This window comes from Streptomyces sp. NPDC032091 (assembly GCF_055580265.1).
Window position 1 is genome coordinate 51,012 of sequence record NZ_JBVILR010000020.1, and the last position, 17,422, is coordinate 68,433.

General features: G+C 70.6%; 19 protein-coding genes. All 19 read left to right on the forward strand.

Translation table 11 applies throughout. The features are described 5' to 3' along the window. Positions 1–271 precede the first annotated feature (271 nt). The 19 genes from ACZ5NJ_RS27980 to ACZ5NJ_RS28070 all read left to right on the forward strand — a co-directional run bounded on the left by ACZ5NJ_RS27980 (position 272) and on the right by ACZ5NJ_RS28070 (position 17,419). A complete protein-coding gene (locus ACZ5NJ_RS27980) occupies positions 272–1,096 on the forward strand; it encodes a type 1 glutamine amidotransferase domain-containing protein (RefSeq protein ID WP_468768228.1) in 825 nt (274 codons plus the stop codon). 19 nt (positions 1,097–1,115) lie between these two features. Further along, entirely contained in the window at positions 1,116–2,762 is a 1,647-nt protein-coding gene (locus ACZ5NJ_RS27985; protein ID WP_468768229.1) for a thiamine pyrophosphate-binding protein, read from the forward strand. A 34-nt stretch (positions 2,763–2,796) separates the two neighbouring features. Beyond that, positions 2,797–3,228, forward strand: a complete 432-nt coding sequence (locus tag ACZ5NJ_RS27990; RefSeq protein ID WP_468768231.1) for a nuclear transport factor 2 family protein — start codon at positions 2,797–2,799, stop codon at positions 3,226–3,228. A 13-nt stretch (positions 3,229–3,241) separates the two neighbouring features. After that, positions 3,242–3,697, forward strand: coding sequence for a nuclear transport factor 2 family protein (locus ACZ5NJ_RS27995; RefSeq protein WP_365150095.1), 456 nt, complete (start codon positions 3,242–3,244; stop codon positions 3,695–3,697). A gap of 16 nt (positions 3,698–3,713) precedes the next feature. Continuing rightward, complete coding sequence (locus tag ACZ5NJ_RS28000) at positions 3,714–4,085, forward strand: nuclear transport factor 2 family protein (RefSeq protein WP_468768233.1); 372 nt, start codon at positions 3,714–3,716, stop codon at positions 4,083–4,085. A gap of 14 nt (positions 4,086–4,099) precedes the next feature. Beyond that, positions 4,100–5,704: a GMC family oxidoreductase gene (locus ACZ5NJ_RS28005; RefSeq protein ID WP_468768235.1), complete on the forward strand. Its 1,605-nt coding sequence runs from the start codon at positions 4,100–4,102 to the stop codon at positions 5,702–5,704. After that, positions 5,697–6,308 (forward strand): DJ-1/PfpI family protein, encoded by a 612-nt coding sequence (locus ACZ5NJ_RS28010; RefSeq protein ID WP_468768237.1) that lies wholly within the window; start codon positions 5,697–5,699, stop codon positions 6,306–6,308. The genes ACZ5NJ_RS28005 and ACZ5NJ_RS28010 overlap by 8 nt, the downstream gene beginning before the upstream one ends. Beyond that, positions 6,308–6,754: a VOC family protein gene (locus ACZ5NJ_RS28015; protein WP_468768239.1), complete on the forward strand. Its 447-nt coding sequence runs from the start codon at positions 6,308–6,310 to the stop codon at positions 6,752–6,754. The genes ACZ5NJ_RS28010 and ACZ5NJ_RS28015 overlap by 1 nt, the downstream gene beginning before the upstream one ends. Position 6,755: 1 nt before the next feature. Then, positions 6,756–8,579, forward strand: a complete 1,824-nt coding sequence (locus ACZ5NJ_RS28020) for an AGE family epimerase/isomerase (protein WP_468768240.1) — start codon at positions 6,756–6,758, stop codon at positions 8,577–8,579. A gap of 40 nt (positions 8,580–8,619) precedes the next feature. After that, entirely contained in the window at positions 8,620–8,964 is a 345-nt protein-coding gene (locus ACZ5NJ_RS28025) for an STAS domain-containing protein (RefSeq protein WP_468768242.1), read from the forward strand. Continuing rightward, on the forward strand, positions 8,961–11,093 hold the full coding sequence (gene glgX, locus ACZ5NJ_RS28030) for a glycogen debranching protein GlgX (RefSeq protein ID WP_468768243.1): 2,133 nt from the start codon (positions 8,961–8,963) through the stop codon (positions 11,091–11,093). Before ACZ5NJ_RS28025 ends, glgX begins: the two co-directional genes overlap by 4 nt. Before the next feature lie 16 nt (positions 11,094–11,109). Next, positions 11,110–11,421 carry an STAS domain-containing protein gene (locus ACZ5NJ_RS28035; RefSeq protein WP_389611460.1) on the forward strand — a complete coding sequence of 104 codons (312 nt, stop codon included), beginning with the start codon at positions 11,110–11,112 and terminating at the stop codon, positions 11,419–11,421. A gap of 17 nt (positions 11,422–11,438) precedes the next feature. Then, positions 11,439–11,903, forward strand: coding sequence for an ATP-binding protein (locus ACZ5NJ_RS28040; RefSeq protein ID WP_468768245.1), 465 nt, complete (start codon positions 11,439–11,441; stop codon positions 11,901–11,903). After that, positions 11,885–13,144, forward strand: coding sequence for a PP2C family protein-serine/threonine phosphatase (locus ACZ5NJ_RS28045; protein ID WP_468768248.1), 1,260 nt, complete (start codon positions 11,885–11,887; stop codon positions 13,142–13,144). Before ACZ5NJ_RS28040 ends, ACZ5NJ_RS28045 begins: the two co-directional genes overlap by 19 nt. Continuing rightward, on the forward strand, positions 13,144–13,890 hold the full coding sequence (locus ACZ5NJ_RS28050) for a MinD/ParA family ATP-binding protein (protein ID WP_468768251.1): 747 nt from the start codon (positions 13,144–13,146) through the stop codon (positions 13,888–13,890). Before ACZ5NJ_RS28045 ends, ACZ5NJ_RS28050 begins: the two co-directional genes overlap by 1 nt. A 70-nt stretch (positions 13,891–13,960) precedes the next feature. Beyond that, positions 13,961–14,701 (forward strand): type 1 glutamine amidotransferase domain-containing protein, encoded by a 741-nt coding sequence (locus ACZ5NJ_RS28055; RefSeq protein WP_468768253.1) that lies wholly within the window; start codon positions 13,961–13,963, stop codon positions 14,699–14,701. Positions 14,702–14,727: 26 nt separating this feature from the next. Beyond that, the gene (locus ACZ5NJ_RS28060) at positions 14,728–16,212 is read left to right on the forward strand and encodes an aldehyde dehydrogenase family protein (protein WP_468768255.1); all 1,485 of its coding nucleotides are present in this window, start codon (positions 14,728–14,730) and stop codon (positions 16,210–16,212) included. Positions 16,213–16,286: 74 nt separating this feature from the next. Beyond that, the gene (locus tag ACZ5NJ_RS28065) at positions 16,287–16,895 is read left to right on the forward strand and encodes an NADPH-dependent F420 reductase (RefSeq protein ID WP_468768257.1); all 609 of its coding nucleotides are present in this window, start codon (positions 16,287–16,289) and stop codon (positions 16,893–16,895) included. Further along, on the forward strand, positions 16,886–17,419 hold the full coding sequence (locus tag ACZ5NJ_RS28070) for a (2Fe-2S)-binding protein (protein ID WP_468768259.1): 534 nt from the start codon (positions 16,886–16,888) through the stop codon (positions 17,417–17,419). Before ACZ5NJ_RS28065 ends, ACZ5NJ_RS28070 begins: the two co-directional genes overlap by 10 nt. Positions 17,420–17,422 lie beyond the last annotated feature (3 nt).

Sequence of the window (17,422 nt, forward strand, 5' to 3'; positions counted from 1 at the left end):
CCGTCCCTCTCCTCACGCACTCCTGACCCGGCGCGCGCCCCGCATCACGGCGCGTCCAGACCATAAATCGGGGATCTTGAAATGGTTCAGCGATCCGGCCGAGGTCAGGAAGTCCGGCACGTACTTCCTGACCTCGCCGGGCTACTAGGTGAGGTGCCGCGACGACCTTGCCCGCTACCTCACGAAGTCGCATTCCGGCCCTTTGACGCGGGCTCCGGCCGCACGCAGTGTGGTGAACGCAAACGACAACAGGCCGCGCCTGGAGGAATCTGTGAGCAGAAAGATTCTGGTCATTGTCTCCGAACACGGTTACTGGTCCGAGGAACTGATCGGTCCCGTTTCGAAGTTCGACGAGCAGGGCTACGAGATCACATTCGCCACGCCGACCGGAAAGCGCGCCCACGCGCTTCCGCCGAGCCTCGACCCGAACTTCGTCGACCCTCCGCTCGGCCGCTCGGTCACCTCGGAGGAGAACGCCCGGCTGGGCCGGGAGTTCGAGCAGTCGAGCCGCCTCGACTCGCCCCTCGACATCGAGGCCTGGGTGCCGGAACGCCCTTACACGAGCGACGAGAGCTACCTGCGCAAGCTGGAGCAGTACCACCGGGACCTGGAGAAGCTCGAAGCCGACATCGCCGGCTACGACGCGATCCTCATCGTCGGCGGCAGCGGTCCCATCGTCGACCTCGCCAACAACGAGCGGATCCACGCCCTGATCCTGGCCTTCAAGAACGCCGGCAAGGTCGTGGCCGCCGAATGCTACGGCGTCGCCTGCCTGGCCTTCGCCCGCGACTGGGGCGACCGCAGGAGCATCATCTGGGGCAAACACGTCACCGGCCACTGCAAGGAGTACGACTACAAGGACGGCACCGGATTCCTCGGCACCGACTTCAACATGGGCCCGCCGCCGTACCCGCTGGAGTACATCCTGCGCGACGCGACCGGCCCGCGCGGCGCCTATCACGGGAATTTCGGCCATCCGCTGTCGGTGATAGTCGACTACCCCTTCGTCACCGGCCGTTCCACCCCCGACTCGTACCTCACGGGGCAGAAGATCGTGGAAGTCCTGGAGAACGGTCTCACCCGTTACGGGTGGTAGGGGAATGAGGGGGAGTCCGATGAATTCCGAAGCCACTCCCGGACGGGAAAGGCTGATCGAGCAGTTCAAGGCCGACGGCCTGACGGTGATGTTCGGAAATCCGGGAACAGTGGAACAGGGATTCCTCGACGCGGTCGACGCGGCGGCGGACTTCCAGTACGTCCTGGCCCTCCAGGAGACCGTGGCCGCCGGCATCGCCGACGGCTACGCCCGGGCCACCGGCGGTGCGGCCCTGCTCCAGCTGCACTCCGGCGTGGGGCTGGGCAACGGCATCGGCATGCTCTACCAGTCGCTGCGCGGCCACACCCCGCTGGTCGTGGTCGCCGGCGACGCCGGGGTGCGCTACGACGCCATGGACGCCCAGATGGCCTCGGACCTGGTGGCCATGGCCAAGCCCGTCACCAAGTACGCGACCCGGGTCACGGACCCCCGGTCCGTGCTGCGCACGATCCGGCGGGCCGTGAAGATCGCCCTCACCCCGCCGCGCGGGCCGGTGTTCGTGGCCCTGCCCATGGACGTGCTGGACGAGCTCAACTCCGAGCCCGTCCTGCCGGCCACGGTGCCGCTCACCGACGTGGCGCCCTCGCCGGCCTCGGTGGGGCGGGCGGCCGAGCTGCTCGCCTCCGCCGAACGGCCGGTGGTCCTCGTCGGGGACGGGGTCGCGCTCTCCGGGGCCCAGGCCGAACTCGCCGCCGTCGCCGAGCTGCTGGGCGCCGACGTGTACGAGGTCGACTCCTCGGAGGTGAACATCGCCGCCTCGCACCCGCTGCGCCGCGGCCAGACGGGCCACATGTTCGGCCCGCACAGCAAGGAGCTGGTCGGGGAGGCGGACGGGGTGCTGATCGTCGGCACCTACGTCTTCCCCGAGGTGTTCCCCGAACTGGAGAACCCCTTCCGGCCCGGCGCCAAGGTCGTGCACATCGACCTGAACGCCTACGAGATCGCCAAGAACCACCCCGTCGACCTCGGGCTGGCCGCCGACCCCCGCCAGGCGCTGCGCGCGCTGGCCGGCGTACTGGAACAGCGGCTGACCCCGGACCGGCGGGCCGCGGCGGCCGCGCGGATCGACGTACGGGTTCGGGAAAGGGACCGGGCCGCCCGGCAGCCGTCGCAGGACGACGACACGCCGATGGCCGTCTTCCTGCGGACGCTGGCCGAGCGCACCCGCGGGGACCTCATCGTCTTCGACGAGGCGCTCACCACGTCCCCGCTGGTCACCCGGTACCTGCCGGCGGAACGCCCGGGCGACTACCACCTCACCCGAGGCGGTTCGCTGGGCGTGGGCTTCCCGGGCGCGGTCGGCGTCAAGCTGGCCCGCCCGGACCGGCTCGTCGTCGGCTTCGCGGGCGACGGCGGGTCCATGTACACCTACCAGGCGCTGTGGACGGCGGTCCGGCACGGGATCGACGCCAAGTTCGTGGTCTGCAACAACCGCAAGTACCGGCTGCTCGACGACAACATCGCCCAGTACTGGCGCGAACGGGACATCGCCGAACACCCCTTCCCCGGCTCCTTCGACCTCTCCCGCCCCGAGATCGACTTCGCGGGGCTGGCCCGGGCGCTGGGCGCCGACGGGACGCGGGTGGAGAAGCCGGACGAGGCGGCGGCCGCCGTGGACCGGATGCTGGCCCACCCCGGCCCGTTCCTCGTCGACGTCCAGATCTGAACCGACCGGACCCCACCGAACAGGAGGAGACCGCATGCCCGCCGAGCGGCTGACCGAGGACGCGATCCGCACCTTCGCCGAGAACTGGTACGTGGCCCTGGACCGCCACCTCCCGCCGGAGCAGGTCCTCGCCCTCATCACCGAGGACCTGGAGTTCAAGGTCCCCGAGGACACCTTCCTCGGCCACCAGGGCTTCGGCCGCTGGTACGAGGCCGTCACCCACCGCTTCTTCGACGAGGTGCACACGGTCACCAAGGTGGAGCCGGTCATCGAGGGCGACCGGGCGATCGTCCGCGTCCTCGTCAACTGGCAGGCCAAGATCTGGGACGCCCCGGCCGCCCGCAGCCAGTGGCTGGGCTTCGACGCCGACCAGACCTGGACCGTCGTGGCGGGTCCGGACGGCCCGCTGATCAAGCAGTACACCGTCAACGAGCTGGCGCCGATGCCCGGCTCGGGCTCGCTCTGAGAGGGCCGCGGCGATGACCGAAGTGACCCGTGAGCGGGTCGAGGCCGCCTACCGCGCCCTCGGCTCCGGAGACCGCGCGCGCATCCTGGAGTACTACTCCGAGGACCTGCGCTGGCTGGTGCCCGGCAACCACCCGCTGGCCGGCTGGTACGAGAGCCTGGACGCCTTCCTGGAGCTGATGGGCCAGACCCACAAGCTCACCGGCGGCACCTTCCGCATGGAGCTGGAGGCCGTCCTGACCGGGCCGGACTGCAGCGCCGACGTCTGCCGCAACACCGCCCTGCGGGACGGCGCGGACCCGGCGAGCGGCTCCCCGTACGAGCGGATGGACTACCCGGTCTTCCACTTCATGCGCTGGCGGGACGGACGGGTCGTCGAGGGCCGCGACGGGCTCTTCGGCGACACGGCCAGTGCCTTCAGCCAGTTCTGGGCGCCCTTCGCGCCGGACGGCACCCGCAGGGACCGATAGGGGGGATGAACGACCGATGGACGCTCGAACGATCCTGACCAAGTACTACGAGTACGCCAACGCCGGCGACTGGGACCGCTGGTGCGACCTGTTCGCCGAGGACCAGGTCATGGACGAGCAGCTCGCCGGACACATCGAGGGCCTGGAGACCCTGCGCTCGATGATGAAGGGCATGGGGGCCATGTACCGGGTCTTCCGCAACGAGCCCGTGCACTTCCTGGTCGACGGGGAGAAGGCCGCGGCCGTCTCCCACATCAGCGCCGTCAGCCCCTCCGGCCAGGCCATCGAGGCCGAGGTCATGAACTTCTTCCGGATCGTGGACGGCCGGATCGCCTACATGGCGAACTTCCACGACACCGTCCCCTTCCAGGTGCTGAGCCAGGACTGAGGGGGACCGGACCCGTGGCCACAGAGCAGTACGACTACGTGATCGTCGGCTCCGGCACCGCCGGCAGCGTCCTCGCGAACCGCCTCTCCGCCGACCCGGACGTCTCCGTCCTGGTCCTGGAGGCCGGCGGCGACCGCATCCCGCCCGAGGTGGACGACCCGTCCTCCTGGTACAAGCTGCTCGGCGGACCCGTCGACTGGGGCTACACCAGCGTCCCGCAGCCGGGACTGGGCGGGCGCCGCACCTACGAACCGCGCGGCAAGGCCCCCGGCGGCAGCAGCAACCTCTACATCATGATGCACATCCGGGGCCACGCCTCGGACTTCGACAACTGGGCCTACCAGGGCGCGGCCGGCTGGGCGTACGAGGACGTGCTGCCGTACTTCGCGCTCCTGGAGGACCAGGAGGACGTCACCGCCCCCACCACCGGCACCGGCGGCCCCCAGCGGGTCACCAACGCCGGGCGGCACGGCCCCAACCCGGCCTCCCGCGCCTTCATCGACGCCGCCGTCGAGCTCGGCCACCGCGAGATCGCCGACTTCAACACCGACGGCCCCCGCGGCGGCCTCTTCGGCACCGGCTGGCACCACGTCGACGTGGCCGACGGGCGCCGCCAGGGCACCCTGGCCTCCTACCTGGAGCCGGCCCTCGCCCGCCCCAACCTGACCCTGCGCACCAATGCGCAGACCACCCGGCTGCTCGTCGACGGGGACACCTGCACGGGCGTCGAGTACGTCCAGAGCCGGCCCCCGGCGCAGATCCCGGGCCGGACGGTACGGGACGGCCACAGCACCGCCCCGGCCCCCGGGCCGCACACCGTACGGGCCCGCCGCGAGGTGATCGTGGCGGCCGGGGCCATCGAGTCCCCGAAGCTGCTGCTGCTCTCCGGCATCGGCCACCCCGAGCGGCTGCGCGAGCACGGCATCGAGGTCACCGCGGCCCTGCCCGGGGTCGGCGAGAACTTCCACAACCACGTCCTGACCGGGCTGATGGCCGAGGTCACCCAGGAGCTCCCGGCGCCCGCGCAGAACCTCTCGGAGAGCGCGCTGTTCCTCTCCTCCCGGCCCGGACTGCCCGCCCCGGACCTCCAGATCGCCTTCGTCCACGTCCCCTTCGACGTGATCGTCGGCCAGGACCACCCGAACACCGTCTCCATCCTCCCCGGGGTCGTCCGCCCGGTCTCCCGGGGCTGGATCCGGCTGGCGAGTGCCGACCCGCTCGCCCACCCGCTGATCCACCCGAACTACCTGGGCGACCGCTGGGACCTGGAGCGGATGGTGCAGGGCGTCAAACTCGCCCGGGAGCTCTTCGCCACCTCCGCCTTCTCGCCCTGGTACAAGCAGGAGCTCCAGCCGGGGCCCGGCGCCGTCACCGACGAGGACCTGCGGACCTTCGTCCGGCAGAAGGCGGAGAGCTACCACCACCAGGCCGGCTCCTGCCGCATGGGCATCGACGACCTCTCGGTCGTCGACCCCGAGCTGCGGGTGCACGGCGTACGGGGCCTGCGCGTCGTCGACGCCAGCGTCATGCCCGCCGTCCCGTCGGGCAACTGCCACACCGCCATCGCGATGATCGCCGAGCGCGCGGCGGACTTCCTGAGGGGGGTGTCCCGTGCCTGACGCCGTACTGCGCGAGGGCGCGCTGAGCGGGACCCGGATCGCGGTCCTGGTCGAGAGCGACTTCTACGAGCCGGAGATCTTCTACTACCAGCGCCGGTTCGCCGAGGAGGGCGCCGAGGTCGACTTCCTGACCCGGCTGTGGGGCAACGACTCCATCACCTTCTCCGGGCACGAGTACCGGGCGCCGTTCACCGCCGACAAGTCCCTGGAGGGGCTCGGCGACGAGGAACTGCGCCGGTACGCGGCCGTCATCGTGCCCTCGGGCATGGTGGCCGACCGGCTGCGCTACACCGAGGACGTGGACGTACTGGCGCCCGCGACCGAGTTCCTGCGCCGGGCCTTCGAGGAGCCGACGGTCCTCAAGGGGATCATCTGCCACGGCATGTGGCTGGCCTCCTCCATCCCGGACAAGGTCCGCGGCCGCAAGGTGGTCTGCCACAACAACCTCATCGGCGACGTCCGCAACATGGGCGCCGAGTACGTCGACGCGGACGTGGTGGTCGACGGCGACCTGGTCACCGGCCGCACCGGCGCCCACCACCACCTCTTCGCCCGCAGGATCATCGAGCTGCTCGCGGCGGCCCGGGCGCGGGGGAGCGCCTGATGTCCGGCGTCGGCGGACGCCCGATGGTCTGGTCCCACGTGGGACTCAACTGCGCCGACCAGAAGAGCACCGAGGAGTTCTACACCCGGTACTTCGGCTTCACCCGGGCCCGGGTGGTCGACCTCGGGGAGAGCCGGATCGTGTTCCTGCGCAAGGGGGACGCGTACCTGGAGCTCTTCGAGGCCGGCGCCGAGCCGGCCCGTACCGCGAACGACGACGGCCCGCCGGCCCCGGGCCGGATACGCCACCTGGCCTTCCAGACCGACGACGTCGACGCGTTCCTCGCGGAACTGGGCGAGGCGGCCGACGTGACCCTGGGGCCGCTGGACTTCGACGACTTCATCTGCGGCTGGCGGACCGTCTGGGTCCGCGATCCCGACGGGGTGATCGTCGAGGTCGGTCAGGGATTCGAGGACGACCGCTCACACGACAAGGACGGTGCATGACATGGCGGGCTCGACCGGCTTCTCCTTCTCCGACACGATCGCGGGCTACGTCGTCCGCTTCGACTCCGCGTCGCGGCTGCTGCGCCTGCGCACCGCCGACGACCGGGAGTTCGACGTCTCCCTCGCCTCGGGTCCCAGCGCCGAGCTGGTGCGCAACCTGGACGAGCCGTACGTCGACGCCTCGGGCCACATCGACGAGATGCTCTCCGCCGGCCGGTTCCTCTTCGCCTACGGGGTCCACTACCCCGAGCAGGGCGGGCGCTTCGACGCCAAGCGGCTGGTGTTCCTCGGCCGCAGCGCCGAGGACTACCGCTTCGAGGAGGCCGGCTGGTGGGTCAAGCAGATCGAGTCCCTCGCCGACTTCTACAAGCGGGCGCAGTTCGGCGACGGGCCGGTGGACTTCGACCAGTACCGCACCGAGATCCGGCTCGGCGGCGACAAGACCGCCAGCCACGTCCAGGAGACCGACACCATCTCCCGCCTGGTCTACGGCATGGCCTCCGCCTACCTGCTGACCGGCAAGGACGAGTACCTGGAGATCGCCGAGCGCGGCACCGAGTACCTGCGCAAGCACATGCGGGTCGTGGACACCGAGGAAGACGTCGTCTACTGGTACCACGGCATCAGCGTCGACGGGGACAGCGAGCGCAAGCTGTTCACCTCGGAGTTCTCCGACGACTACGACGCCATCCCGATGTACGAGCAGATCTACGCCCTGGCCGGCCCCATCCAGACCTACCGGGTCACCGGCGACGTCCGGATCAAGAACGACGCCGACGCCACCATCCGGCTGTTCGACAAGTTCTTCCACGACCCGGAGCAGGGCGGGTACTTCTCGCACATCGACCCGATCCTCTTCAGCCCCGACCACGAGTCCCTCGGCGAGAACGCCGAACGCAAGAACTGGAACTCCGTCGGCGACCACGCGCCCGCGTACCTGATCAACCTGTACCTGGCGACCGGCGACCAGAAGTACGCCGATTTCCTGGAGTACACCTTCGACACCATCGCGGACAGGTTCCCGGACTACAAGAACAGCCCGTTCGTCCAGGAGCGCTTCTTCCGCGACTGGTCGCACGACACCGCGCACAGCTGGCAGCAGAACCGCGCGGTCGTCGGGCACAACCTGAAGATCGCCTGGAACCTGATGCGGATGAACTCGCTGAAGGCCAAGCCCGCCTACGAGGAGCTCGCCCGGAAGATCGGCGAGATCATGCCGGCCGTCGGCAGCGACCTCCAGCGCGGCGGCTGGTACGACGTCGTCGAGCGGGTGAAGGAGGGGGACCAGGAGACGTACCGTTTCGCCTGGCACGACCGCAAGGCCTGGTGGCAGCAGGAGCAGGCGATCCTCGCCTACCTCATCCTGCACGGCACCGTCGGCGGTGAGGCGGCCCTGCGCGAGGCCCGCCAGGCGCAGTCCTTCTACAACACCTTCTTCCTCGACCACGACGAGGGAGCCGTGTACTTCAACGTGCTCGCCAGCGGCACGCCGTACCTGCTCGGCACCGAGCGGCTCAAGGGCAGCCACTCGATGTCCATGTACCACTCGGCGGAGCTGTGCTACCTCGCCGCCGTCTACAACAACCTGCTCATCAACGGCCGGGACATGGACTTCCACTTCCAGCCCGACCCGGCCGACCTGCCCGGCCGGACGCTGCGCGTCTCGCCCGACCTGCTGCCCGCGGGCTCGGTGCGGATCGCCTCCGTGGAGATCGACGAGAAGCCGTACGAGGAGTTCGACGCCGACGAGCTGACCGTCCACCTCCCCGACGTCCAGGGGCGGGTCAAGGTCAAGGTCAGGCTCCGGCCGGTGGCCCAGAAGTAGTGCCCAACGGGGGGCGCCCCAACCAGAGGGGAAGCACGACATGAATCTGAACGTGAAGGAACGCCGCAACAAGACGGGAACCGTGCTCGTCGCCACCGGCGAGATCAACAGCGAGACCTCCGGCACCCTGCTGGAGAACCTGCTGCCGCTGGTGCGCGAGGGCCGGCCGCTGCGCATCGACCTGACCGCCGTCACCTACGTCTCCAGCGCCGGCCTGCGCACCCTGCTGGTCGTCTACCGCGAGGCCCAGCACGCCGGCGTCGCCGTCACCCTGTACGGGGTGAGCGAGGAAGTCCGGTTCGTCATGTCGGCCACCGGCTTCCTCGACTTCTTCGAGACCGGCGAGGCCGCGGCCGCCGCCGGCCGGGCCAAGGCCGCGCGATGAGCGAGGCCCGCTCCGAACGAGTGCTGCGCGTGGACGCGTACCCGACCCACGAGGTGGGCGGGTACCGCGTCCGCGCGGGCAAGCCGTTCCCCTTCGGGGCCAACGTGGTCCCCGGCGGGGTCAGCTTCTCCGTCTTCTCCGACCAGGCCACCTCCATGACCCTGGTCATCTACAAGCGCGGAGAGCCCGAGCCGATGGCCGAGCTGGAATTCCCCGAGGAGTTCCGCACCGGCAGCGTCTTCTCCATGACGGTCTTCGGTCTCGACCACGAGAACATCGAGTACGGGTACCGGGCCGACGGCCCCTACGACCCGGTCACCGGCCACCGCTTCGACGCCCGCCAGGTCCTCTCCGACCCCTACGCCCGGCTGATCGCCGGCCGTGACGTGTGGGGCGTGGAGCCGGACCGCAGCCGCGGCTACCAGTACCGCTCGCGGGTCTGCCTCCAGGACTTCGACTGGGGCGACGACACCCCGCTGGGAATCCCCGCCGAGGACCTCGTCGTGTACGAGGCCCACGTGCGCGGCTTCACCCGGCACCCCTCCTCGCGGGTCACCGCCCCCGGCACCTTCGCGGGGCTGCGGGAGAAGATCCCGTACCTCAAGGAGCTCGGGGTCAACTGCATCGAGCTGCTCCCCGTCTTCGAGTTCGACGAGAGCGACAACCCGCGCAGCAACCCGGAGACCGGCGAGAAGCTCTACGACTACTGGGGCTACAACACCGTCTCCTTCTTCGCGCCCAAGGCCGGCTACGCGGCCACCGGACGCTACGGGATGCAGGGCGACGAGTTCCGCACCCTGATCAAGGACCTGCACGCGGCCGGCATCGAGGTCATCCTCGACGTCGTCTTCAACCACACCGCCGAGGGCAACGAGCAGGGCCCCACCATCTCCTTCAAGGGGCTCGACAACGCCACGTACTACATGCTCACGCCCGAGGGGTACTACTTCAACTTCAGCGGCACCGGCAACACGGTCAACTGCAACCACCCCGTCGTGCGCAACTACGTGCTCGACTGCCTGCGCCACTGGGTCGCCGACTACCACGTCGACGGCTTCCGCTTCGACCTCGCGGCCATCCTCGGCCGGGACCTGGACGGCACTCCGCTGCCCAACCCGCCGCTGCTGGAGATGCTCGCCTTCGACCCCGTCCTGCGGCACACCAAGCTCATCGCCGAGGCCTGGGACGCGGGCGGCCTCTACGAGGTCGGCAACTTCCCCGCCTACGGCCGCTGGGCGGAGTGGAACGGCAAGTACCGCGACACCGTGCGCCGCTTCCTCAAGGGCGACCCCGGGGTCACCGGCGAGCTCGCGACCCGGATCGCCGGCTCACCCGACCTCTACACCGGCCGCGGGACGTCCGCCTCCGTCAACTTCCTGACGGCCCACGACGGTTTCACCCTGGCCGACCTGGTCTCGTACAACGACAAGCACAACGAGGCCAACGGCGAGGGCAACAACGACGGGGCCAACGACAACAACAGCTGGAACTGCGGGGCCGAGGGGCCCACGGACGACCCCGAGATCAACTCCCTGCGGCTGCGCCAGATGAAGAACGCCCTGGCCATCCTGCTCACCAGCCAGGGCATCCCGATGCTGCTCTCCGGGGACGAGGTCGCCCGCACCCAGCAGGGCAACAACAACACCTACTGCCAGGACAACGAACTGTCCTGGTTCGACTGGGACCAGGTCGACGAGAACACCGAACTGCTCCGTTTCACCCGCGAGTTGATCGCCTTCCGCGGCCGCCACCGCGAACTGCGCTCCACCGCCCACCCCACCGGCAGGCTCCGCGACGGCCTCGGACTGCCGGACATCAGCTGGCACGGGGAACGGGCCTGGCAGCCCGACTGGTCGCCGGAGAGCCGCCTGATCGCGGTGGCCCGCTGCGGCACCGCCGACGAGGACGTGGTGTACGTCGCCATGAACTCCCACTGGGAGGCGCACGACCTGGAACTGCCCGCCCTGCCCCACGGCCGCAGCTGGCACCTGTTCGCCGACACCGGCGCCGAGGCCCCGTACGACATCCGCACCCCGGGCACGGAGCAGGAGCTCGACAATGCCGGCAAGTACCTGATCGGCCCGCGCTCGGTCGTGATCCTGGTCGGCCGCGCCAACGACCCCGAGTGACCGAAGGAGACCTGACATGCCGCTTTCCGTGTCCCTGAGCATCGAGGGCGACACCACCGTGATCGAACTGACGGGCGAGCTGGACGCCAAGACCGCGCCGGACTTCCACCAGACCATCGAGAAGGCCGCCGGCCACGGCACCAGCACGGTCGAGATCCGGATGGCCGGCGTCGGCTACATGGCCAGCGCCGGGCTGCGCTCCCTGGTCTTCGCCCAGCAGAAGGTGGCGGACCACGTCACCATCAGGGTGGTCGGCGCCATCGAGCCCGTCTCGCGGACCATCCGCACGGCCGGACTCGACCGCAGCATCCAGCTCTCCGATGACTGAGCCCACCGCCCGGGCCGGTGAGTGACGTGGTCGAACTGGCGAGGAAGCCCGCCGTACTGGAGGTGCCCGCGACGCTGGGGGCACTGGGCGAGATCGCCGCGTTCGTCCTGGGGCTCGCCGCCCGGGCCCGCCTCGGCACCGGGGCGACGTACCGGATCCGGCTGGCCGTGGACGAACTGGCCACCAACATCGTGATGCACGGGTACCGGGGCGGCGAGGGACGGATCACCGTCCTGGGCCGCTCCGGTCCCGACGGGGTGCGGATCGTCATCGAGGACACCGCCCCCGCGTTCGACCCCGTCGCAGGCCGCCTGCCCCCCGCCCCCCGGGTCCCCCCGGAACGGCGCAGGGTCGGCGGTCTCGGCATCCACCTGGCCCTGACCAGCGTGGATTCGTACACCTATGCCCGCAGGGACGGCCGGAACATCAGCACGCTGACCGTCAAGGCCGAGGGGACGGACGCATGCCCTCCACCACCGTGATCATCCTCGACGTGTACCCGCTGCCCCCTCCCGGCCTGCTCGAAGCGCTCCGGCTGTTGGACGCGGAACTCGTCACCCCCACCCTCGCGCAGTTGCTGCGCGGCCGCCTGGACGCGCTGCCCGCCGGGGACGTACTGCTCGTCCCCGCCGAAGCCGACGGGGACGTCGTGCGCACCGTCGTACGCCGGCTGCGCCGCTGGGCCGGGGCCCCGGTCGTCGTCGCCTGGACCGTCGGGGACTTCGCCGCCCTCGAGCGGCACGTCCGCCTCGGCCACGACTACCTCGTCCCGCCCTTCCTGCCCGCCCTGGTCGGGGCCCGGCTGCGCAGCTGCACCGAACGCGCCGGACTCGGCCGCACCGTGCAGGAGGCCGACGCGCGCGCCGAACTCATGGGCTACGAGAAGGAACTGGAGATCGGCCGGGAGATCCAGGCCGGCTTCCTGCCCGAATCACTGCCCGTCCCCGCCGGCTGGGAGATCGACGTCCGCTTCCGGCCGGCCCGGCAGGTCGCCGGGGACTTCTACGACGTCTTCGAGATCTCCCGGGGCCGCAGACTGGCCCTCGTGGTCGCCGACGTCTGCGACAAGGGGGTGGGCGCCGCCCTCTTCATGGCGCTCATCCGCTCCCTGCTGCGCCACACCGCCGAGAACAGCGGCCTCCAGCACCTGATGGCCGCCGGCCGTACGGGCGGCAGCCGGCGCACCCCGGTGGTCGGCGCCACCCCGCTGCTCAACGCGGTCACCGCCACCAACGGCTACCTCACCCGCAACCACCTCAGGCAGGGGTACTTCGCCACCCTGTTCTTCGGCGTCCTGGACCCCCGCACCGGCAGCCTCGTCTACATCAACGGCGGCCACAACCCGCCGCTGCTGCTCTCCGGCGACGGCTCCGGCATCCGGGCCCTGGAGGTCACGGGGCCGGCGGTCGGGGTCCTGCCCGACTGCGTCTTCACCCTCGGCTACGCCCAGCTGGATCCGGGCGACACCCTGTTCGTGTTCACCGACGGAGTGCCCGAGGCGCGCTGCCCCGAAGGCCTCTTCCTCGGTGACGACAGGATGCTCGAACTGCTCGCCGGCCCCCCGGCGAGCGGCCGGGACGTGGTCGACCTGATGGACCGGGCGGTGCGCGAGCACACCGGCACCGCCGAACAGCACGACGACGTCACCATGCTGGCCCTGCACCGGCCACGTGCGGCGCGGGGGCCGCATGCGGACGGCGCGGGATACCGGGTGGTGGCGTGATGACCCGGACCATCGTGGTGCACTCGCACCGCGGCGGCACCGGCAAGTCCTCGGTGGTCGCCAACCTGGCACTGCTGCTGGCGGCCGCCGGACGCCGGGTCGGGGTGGTCGACACGGACCTCCAGTCACCCACCCTGCACCTGCTGTTCGGCGTCGCACCGGGCCCCGGCTCGCTGGCCGACTACCTGCTCGGCCGCTGCGAGATCGAGGCCGCCGCCCGGCGGACCGCGGTGGCCGGACTGTACGTCGTACCGGCCCGGACCGGGACGGCGGCCCTGCGGGAGCTGATGGCCACCGGGTACGACGTGGGCCAGCTCCCAGAGGGCTTCGAGCGGCTGGCGCGCAGCCACGCGCTGGACGTCCTGCTGCTCGACACCCACGCCGGGCTCAACAACGAGTCGGTGACCGCCATGGGCAGCGCCGACGTCGTCCTGATCATGACCAGGGCGGACCGCGTCGACCTCTCCGGGGTCGAGGAGACCATCGCCCTCGCCGGGCGGCTGGCCTGCCGGCGCGCCCTGGTCCTGAGCATGGCGCCCGAGGGCGTCGACCACGAGGCCGTCCGCCGGCGCGCCGAGGAGGTATACGGCACCCCCCTGGCCGGAATCCTCCCGTACGTTCCGGAAATGGCGGCCCTCTACGGCGAACGCATATTCGCCGAAGCCTTCCCCGACCACCCCCTGGTCGGTGAATTCCGTTCGATCCTCACGGCGTTGGACGCACGTGACGAAGTATCGCGGGCCTGACGTCACCCCCTTACGCGTCTCCTTCGGGGGCGTGTTGAATCGGCAGCGAATCCAGAACAAGGAGAGAATCATGAGGATTCTCGTCGTCTTGACGGCAAAGGCCACCCTCCACCTCCTGGACGGGGAGCAGCACCCCTCGGGCTTCTGGGCCGAGGAATTCGTGGTCCCTTACACGCTCTTCCAGGCCGCCGGCCACACCGTCGACGTGGCGACGATCGGGGGCGCCACCCCCACGGTCGACCAGACCAGCATCGACCCCCAGTTCCTGCGGTACGTGCGCCCGGCGGGCTCGCCCGACGAGGACGCCGCCAACGCGGCCGAGTACGTCCGCGTGATCGAGCGGGCCCCCCAGCTCCGCAGCCCGCTCGCGATCGAGTCCCTCGGCGAGAAGGACGTCGCCGGGTACGACGCCCTCTACATCAGCGGCGGCCACGGGGCCATCGGCGACCTGCCCAAGTCCGACGAACTGGCGCAGCTGCTGCGCTGGGCCCTCGCGCAGGACAAGCCGATCGCCACCGTCTGCCACGGCCACACCGCCCTGCTCGCCCTGCGCGACGGGGAGGGCCGCTGGCCCTTCGAGGGCTACCGGATGACGGCGTTCTCCCACGACGAGGAACTCGTCACCAACATGGCCGGCCGGCTCCCGCTGATCCTGGAGGCCGAGCTGACCAGACTCGGCGCCCGCTACGAGAAGGCCGACGCCATCTGGGACTCGCACGTCGTCGTCGACCGCAAGCTCACCACCGGCCAGAACCCCTACTCCTCCAAGGCCCTCGCCGAGACGTTTCTGCGGCAGCTCGGAAAGGCCTAGCCCCCGCGACACCGGAAGGTGCAGCCATGACCAAGCGCGAGCTCAGCGGCCACCCGCTGGCCCACCCCGGGAAGCTGTTCATCGGCGGCCAGTGGGTCCCGGCCCGGGACGGCCGTACGGAACCGGACATCAGTCCGATCGACGGACAGGAGATCGTACCGGTGGCCCAGGCCGCCGCGACCGACGCGGACGCCGCCGTCGCGGCCGCCCGCACGGCGTACGAGGAGGGCCCGTGGAGCCGGCTGTCCGCCCAGGAGCGCGCGCTGCGGCTCAACCGCGTCGGTGAACTGATCGAACGGGACCTGGAGGAGATCGCCCTGCTGGAGACGGTGGACATGGGCAAGCCGTTCGCCTTCTCCAGCACCGTCGACGCACCCATGGCCGCCCAGCTCATGCACTACTACGCGGGTGCGGTCACCCGGGTCGACGGCTCCTCCAGGGCTCCCGCCGGCGGTCAGCTCGCCTACACCCTGCGCGAGCCGCTGGGCGTGGTGTGCGCCATCACCCCGTTCAACTTCCCGCTGCTGCTGTCGATGACCAAGATCGCCCCGGCCCTCGCGGCCGGGAACACGGTCGTCCACAAGCCCTCCCCGGCCACCCCGCTCACCGCCCTGAAGATCGCCGAGCTGTTCCAGGAGGCGGAGATCCCCGACGGGGTGCTGAACGTGGTCACCGGACCCGGTGTGGAGCTGGGAGAGACCCTCACCGGCCACCCCGGCATCGACAAGATCGCCTTCACCGGCTCCACCGCCGTCGGCCAGTCGATCATCCGCAAGTCGGCCGGCACCCTGAAGAAGGTCACGATGGAACTCGGCGGCAAGTCCGCCAACATCGTCTTCGCCGACGCCGACCTCGACGCCGCCGAGGAACTCGCCTTCTTCGGCATCTACTACAACAAGGGCGAGATCTGCACGGCCGGCTCCCGGCTGCTGCTCCAGCGCCCGATCCACGACGAGCTGGTCGAACGCCTGGTCCGCCGGGCCGCCGACCTCAAGCCCGGCGACCCGCGCGACCCGGCCACCCTCTTCGGACCGCTCGCGCACCGCGCCCAGTTCGACAAGGTCAGCTCCTACATCGAGGTGGGCGAGAAGGAAGGCGCCGTCCTGCGCACCGGCGGCACCGGCTGGACCCCCGAAGGGGCCTCCAGCCAGGGCCTGTACTTCCTGCCGACCGTCTTCACCGGCGTCGACAACGGGATGCGCATCGCCCAGGAGGAGATCTTCGGCCCCGTCCTGTCGATCATCCCCTTCGACACGGAGGAGGACGCCGTGCGCATCGCCAACGACAGCGCCTACGGCCTCGCCGCCGGCGTCCACACCAGGGACCTGCGCCGGGCCCACCGGGTCGCCTCGCAGATCAAGGCCGGCACCGTCTGGGTCAACTGCTACAACCAGTACGACCCCTCCGTCCCCTACGGCGGCTACAAGGCCTCCGGCTACGGCCGCGAGTGCGGCCCGGAGTCCCTGGAGAGCTACACCCAGACCAAGTCGGTCTGGATCGGCATGGACTGACGTACGGACCGACGTACGGACCGACGCACGCACTGACGTCCGGCACGGCCGGACCGAGCGATCGAGGAGCCTCAATGCGGACAGGCGTCATCGGCACCGGGCGGATCGGCTCGACCCTCGCGAGGATCCTGGTGGCGGCAGGCCACGAGGTGGTCCTCGCCAACGCCACCGGGCCGCGGTCCCTCGCCCCCCTGCTCGCCGAACTGGGACCCGCCGCCACCGCGGCGCGCCCCGTCGAGGCGGCCGGCCGGGCCGACCTCCTGGTGCTGATGGTGCCCTACGCGAGCGTGCGCGGGCTGCTGCCCCCGCACGTCGTGCAGGACAAGGTGCTGGTGGACTCCACCAACGCCTTCGCCGGCCCCGGCACACCCGCCGACCTGGGCGGCCGGGCCTCCAGCGAACTGGTCGCCGAGTGGTACCCCGGCGCCCGGGTCGTGAAATCCCTGAACACCATGCATTTCGAAACCCTGGCCGTCGCCGGCCGAGCCGGAGGGGAACGCCTCGCGCATTACACGGCGGGCGACGACCCGAAGGCGAAGGAAATCGTCGCGGGAATCATCACCGATCTCGGATTCGCCGCCGTCGACACCGGACCGCTGCATTCCGGAGGAATTCTGCAGCAGCCCGGCGGCCCCCTCTTCAACCGGTCGCTCACGGAAGCGCAGGCGCTCGCATGGATCTGACACCCGCCCCCACCCTGACCCTCCACGTGAACGGAAGACCCGAGGAGTTCGCGGCCCGGCCGAGCGAACTCCTCGTGGAACGGCTCCGCGACGGACTCGGACTGACCGGCACCAAGGTCGGCTGCGACACCGGCCAGTGCGGCACCTGCGTGGTCCGCCTCGACGGCCGGTCCGTCAAGAGCTGCCTGGTCCTCACCGCCTCCGCCGCCGGCTCCGAGGTCACCACCATCGAGGGGGTGTCCGAGCGGGGCGGGGAGCTGACCGGCCTGCAGGAGGCCCTGCGCCGGGAGCACGGCACCCAGTGCGGGTTCTGCACCCCCGGCATGGTCATGGCCCTCGGCGAACTCGTCGAGAACACCGCCCCCGGGCAGGCGCCCACCGAGCCGGAGATCCGCGAGTGGCTCACCGGCAACCTGTGCCGCTGCACCGGCTACCACAGCGTGGTCCGCGGCGTGCAGCTCGCCTGCGCCCCGCCCGCGCCGTCCGCCGCCGATTCCGCCGTGCCCGCGGCCGAGGGGCGGTGAGCG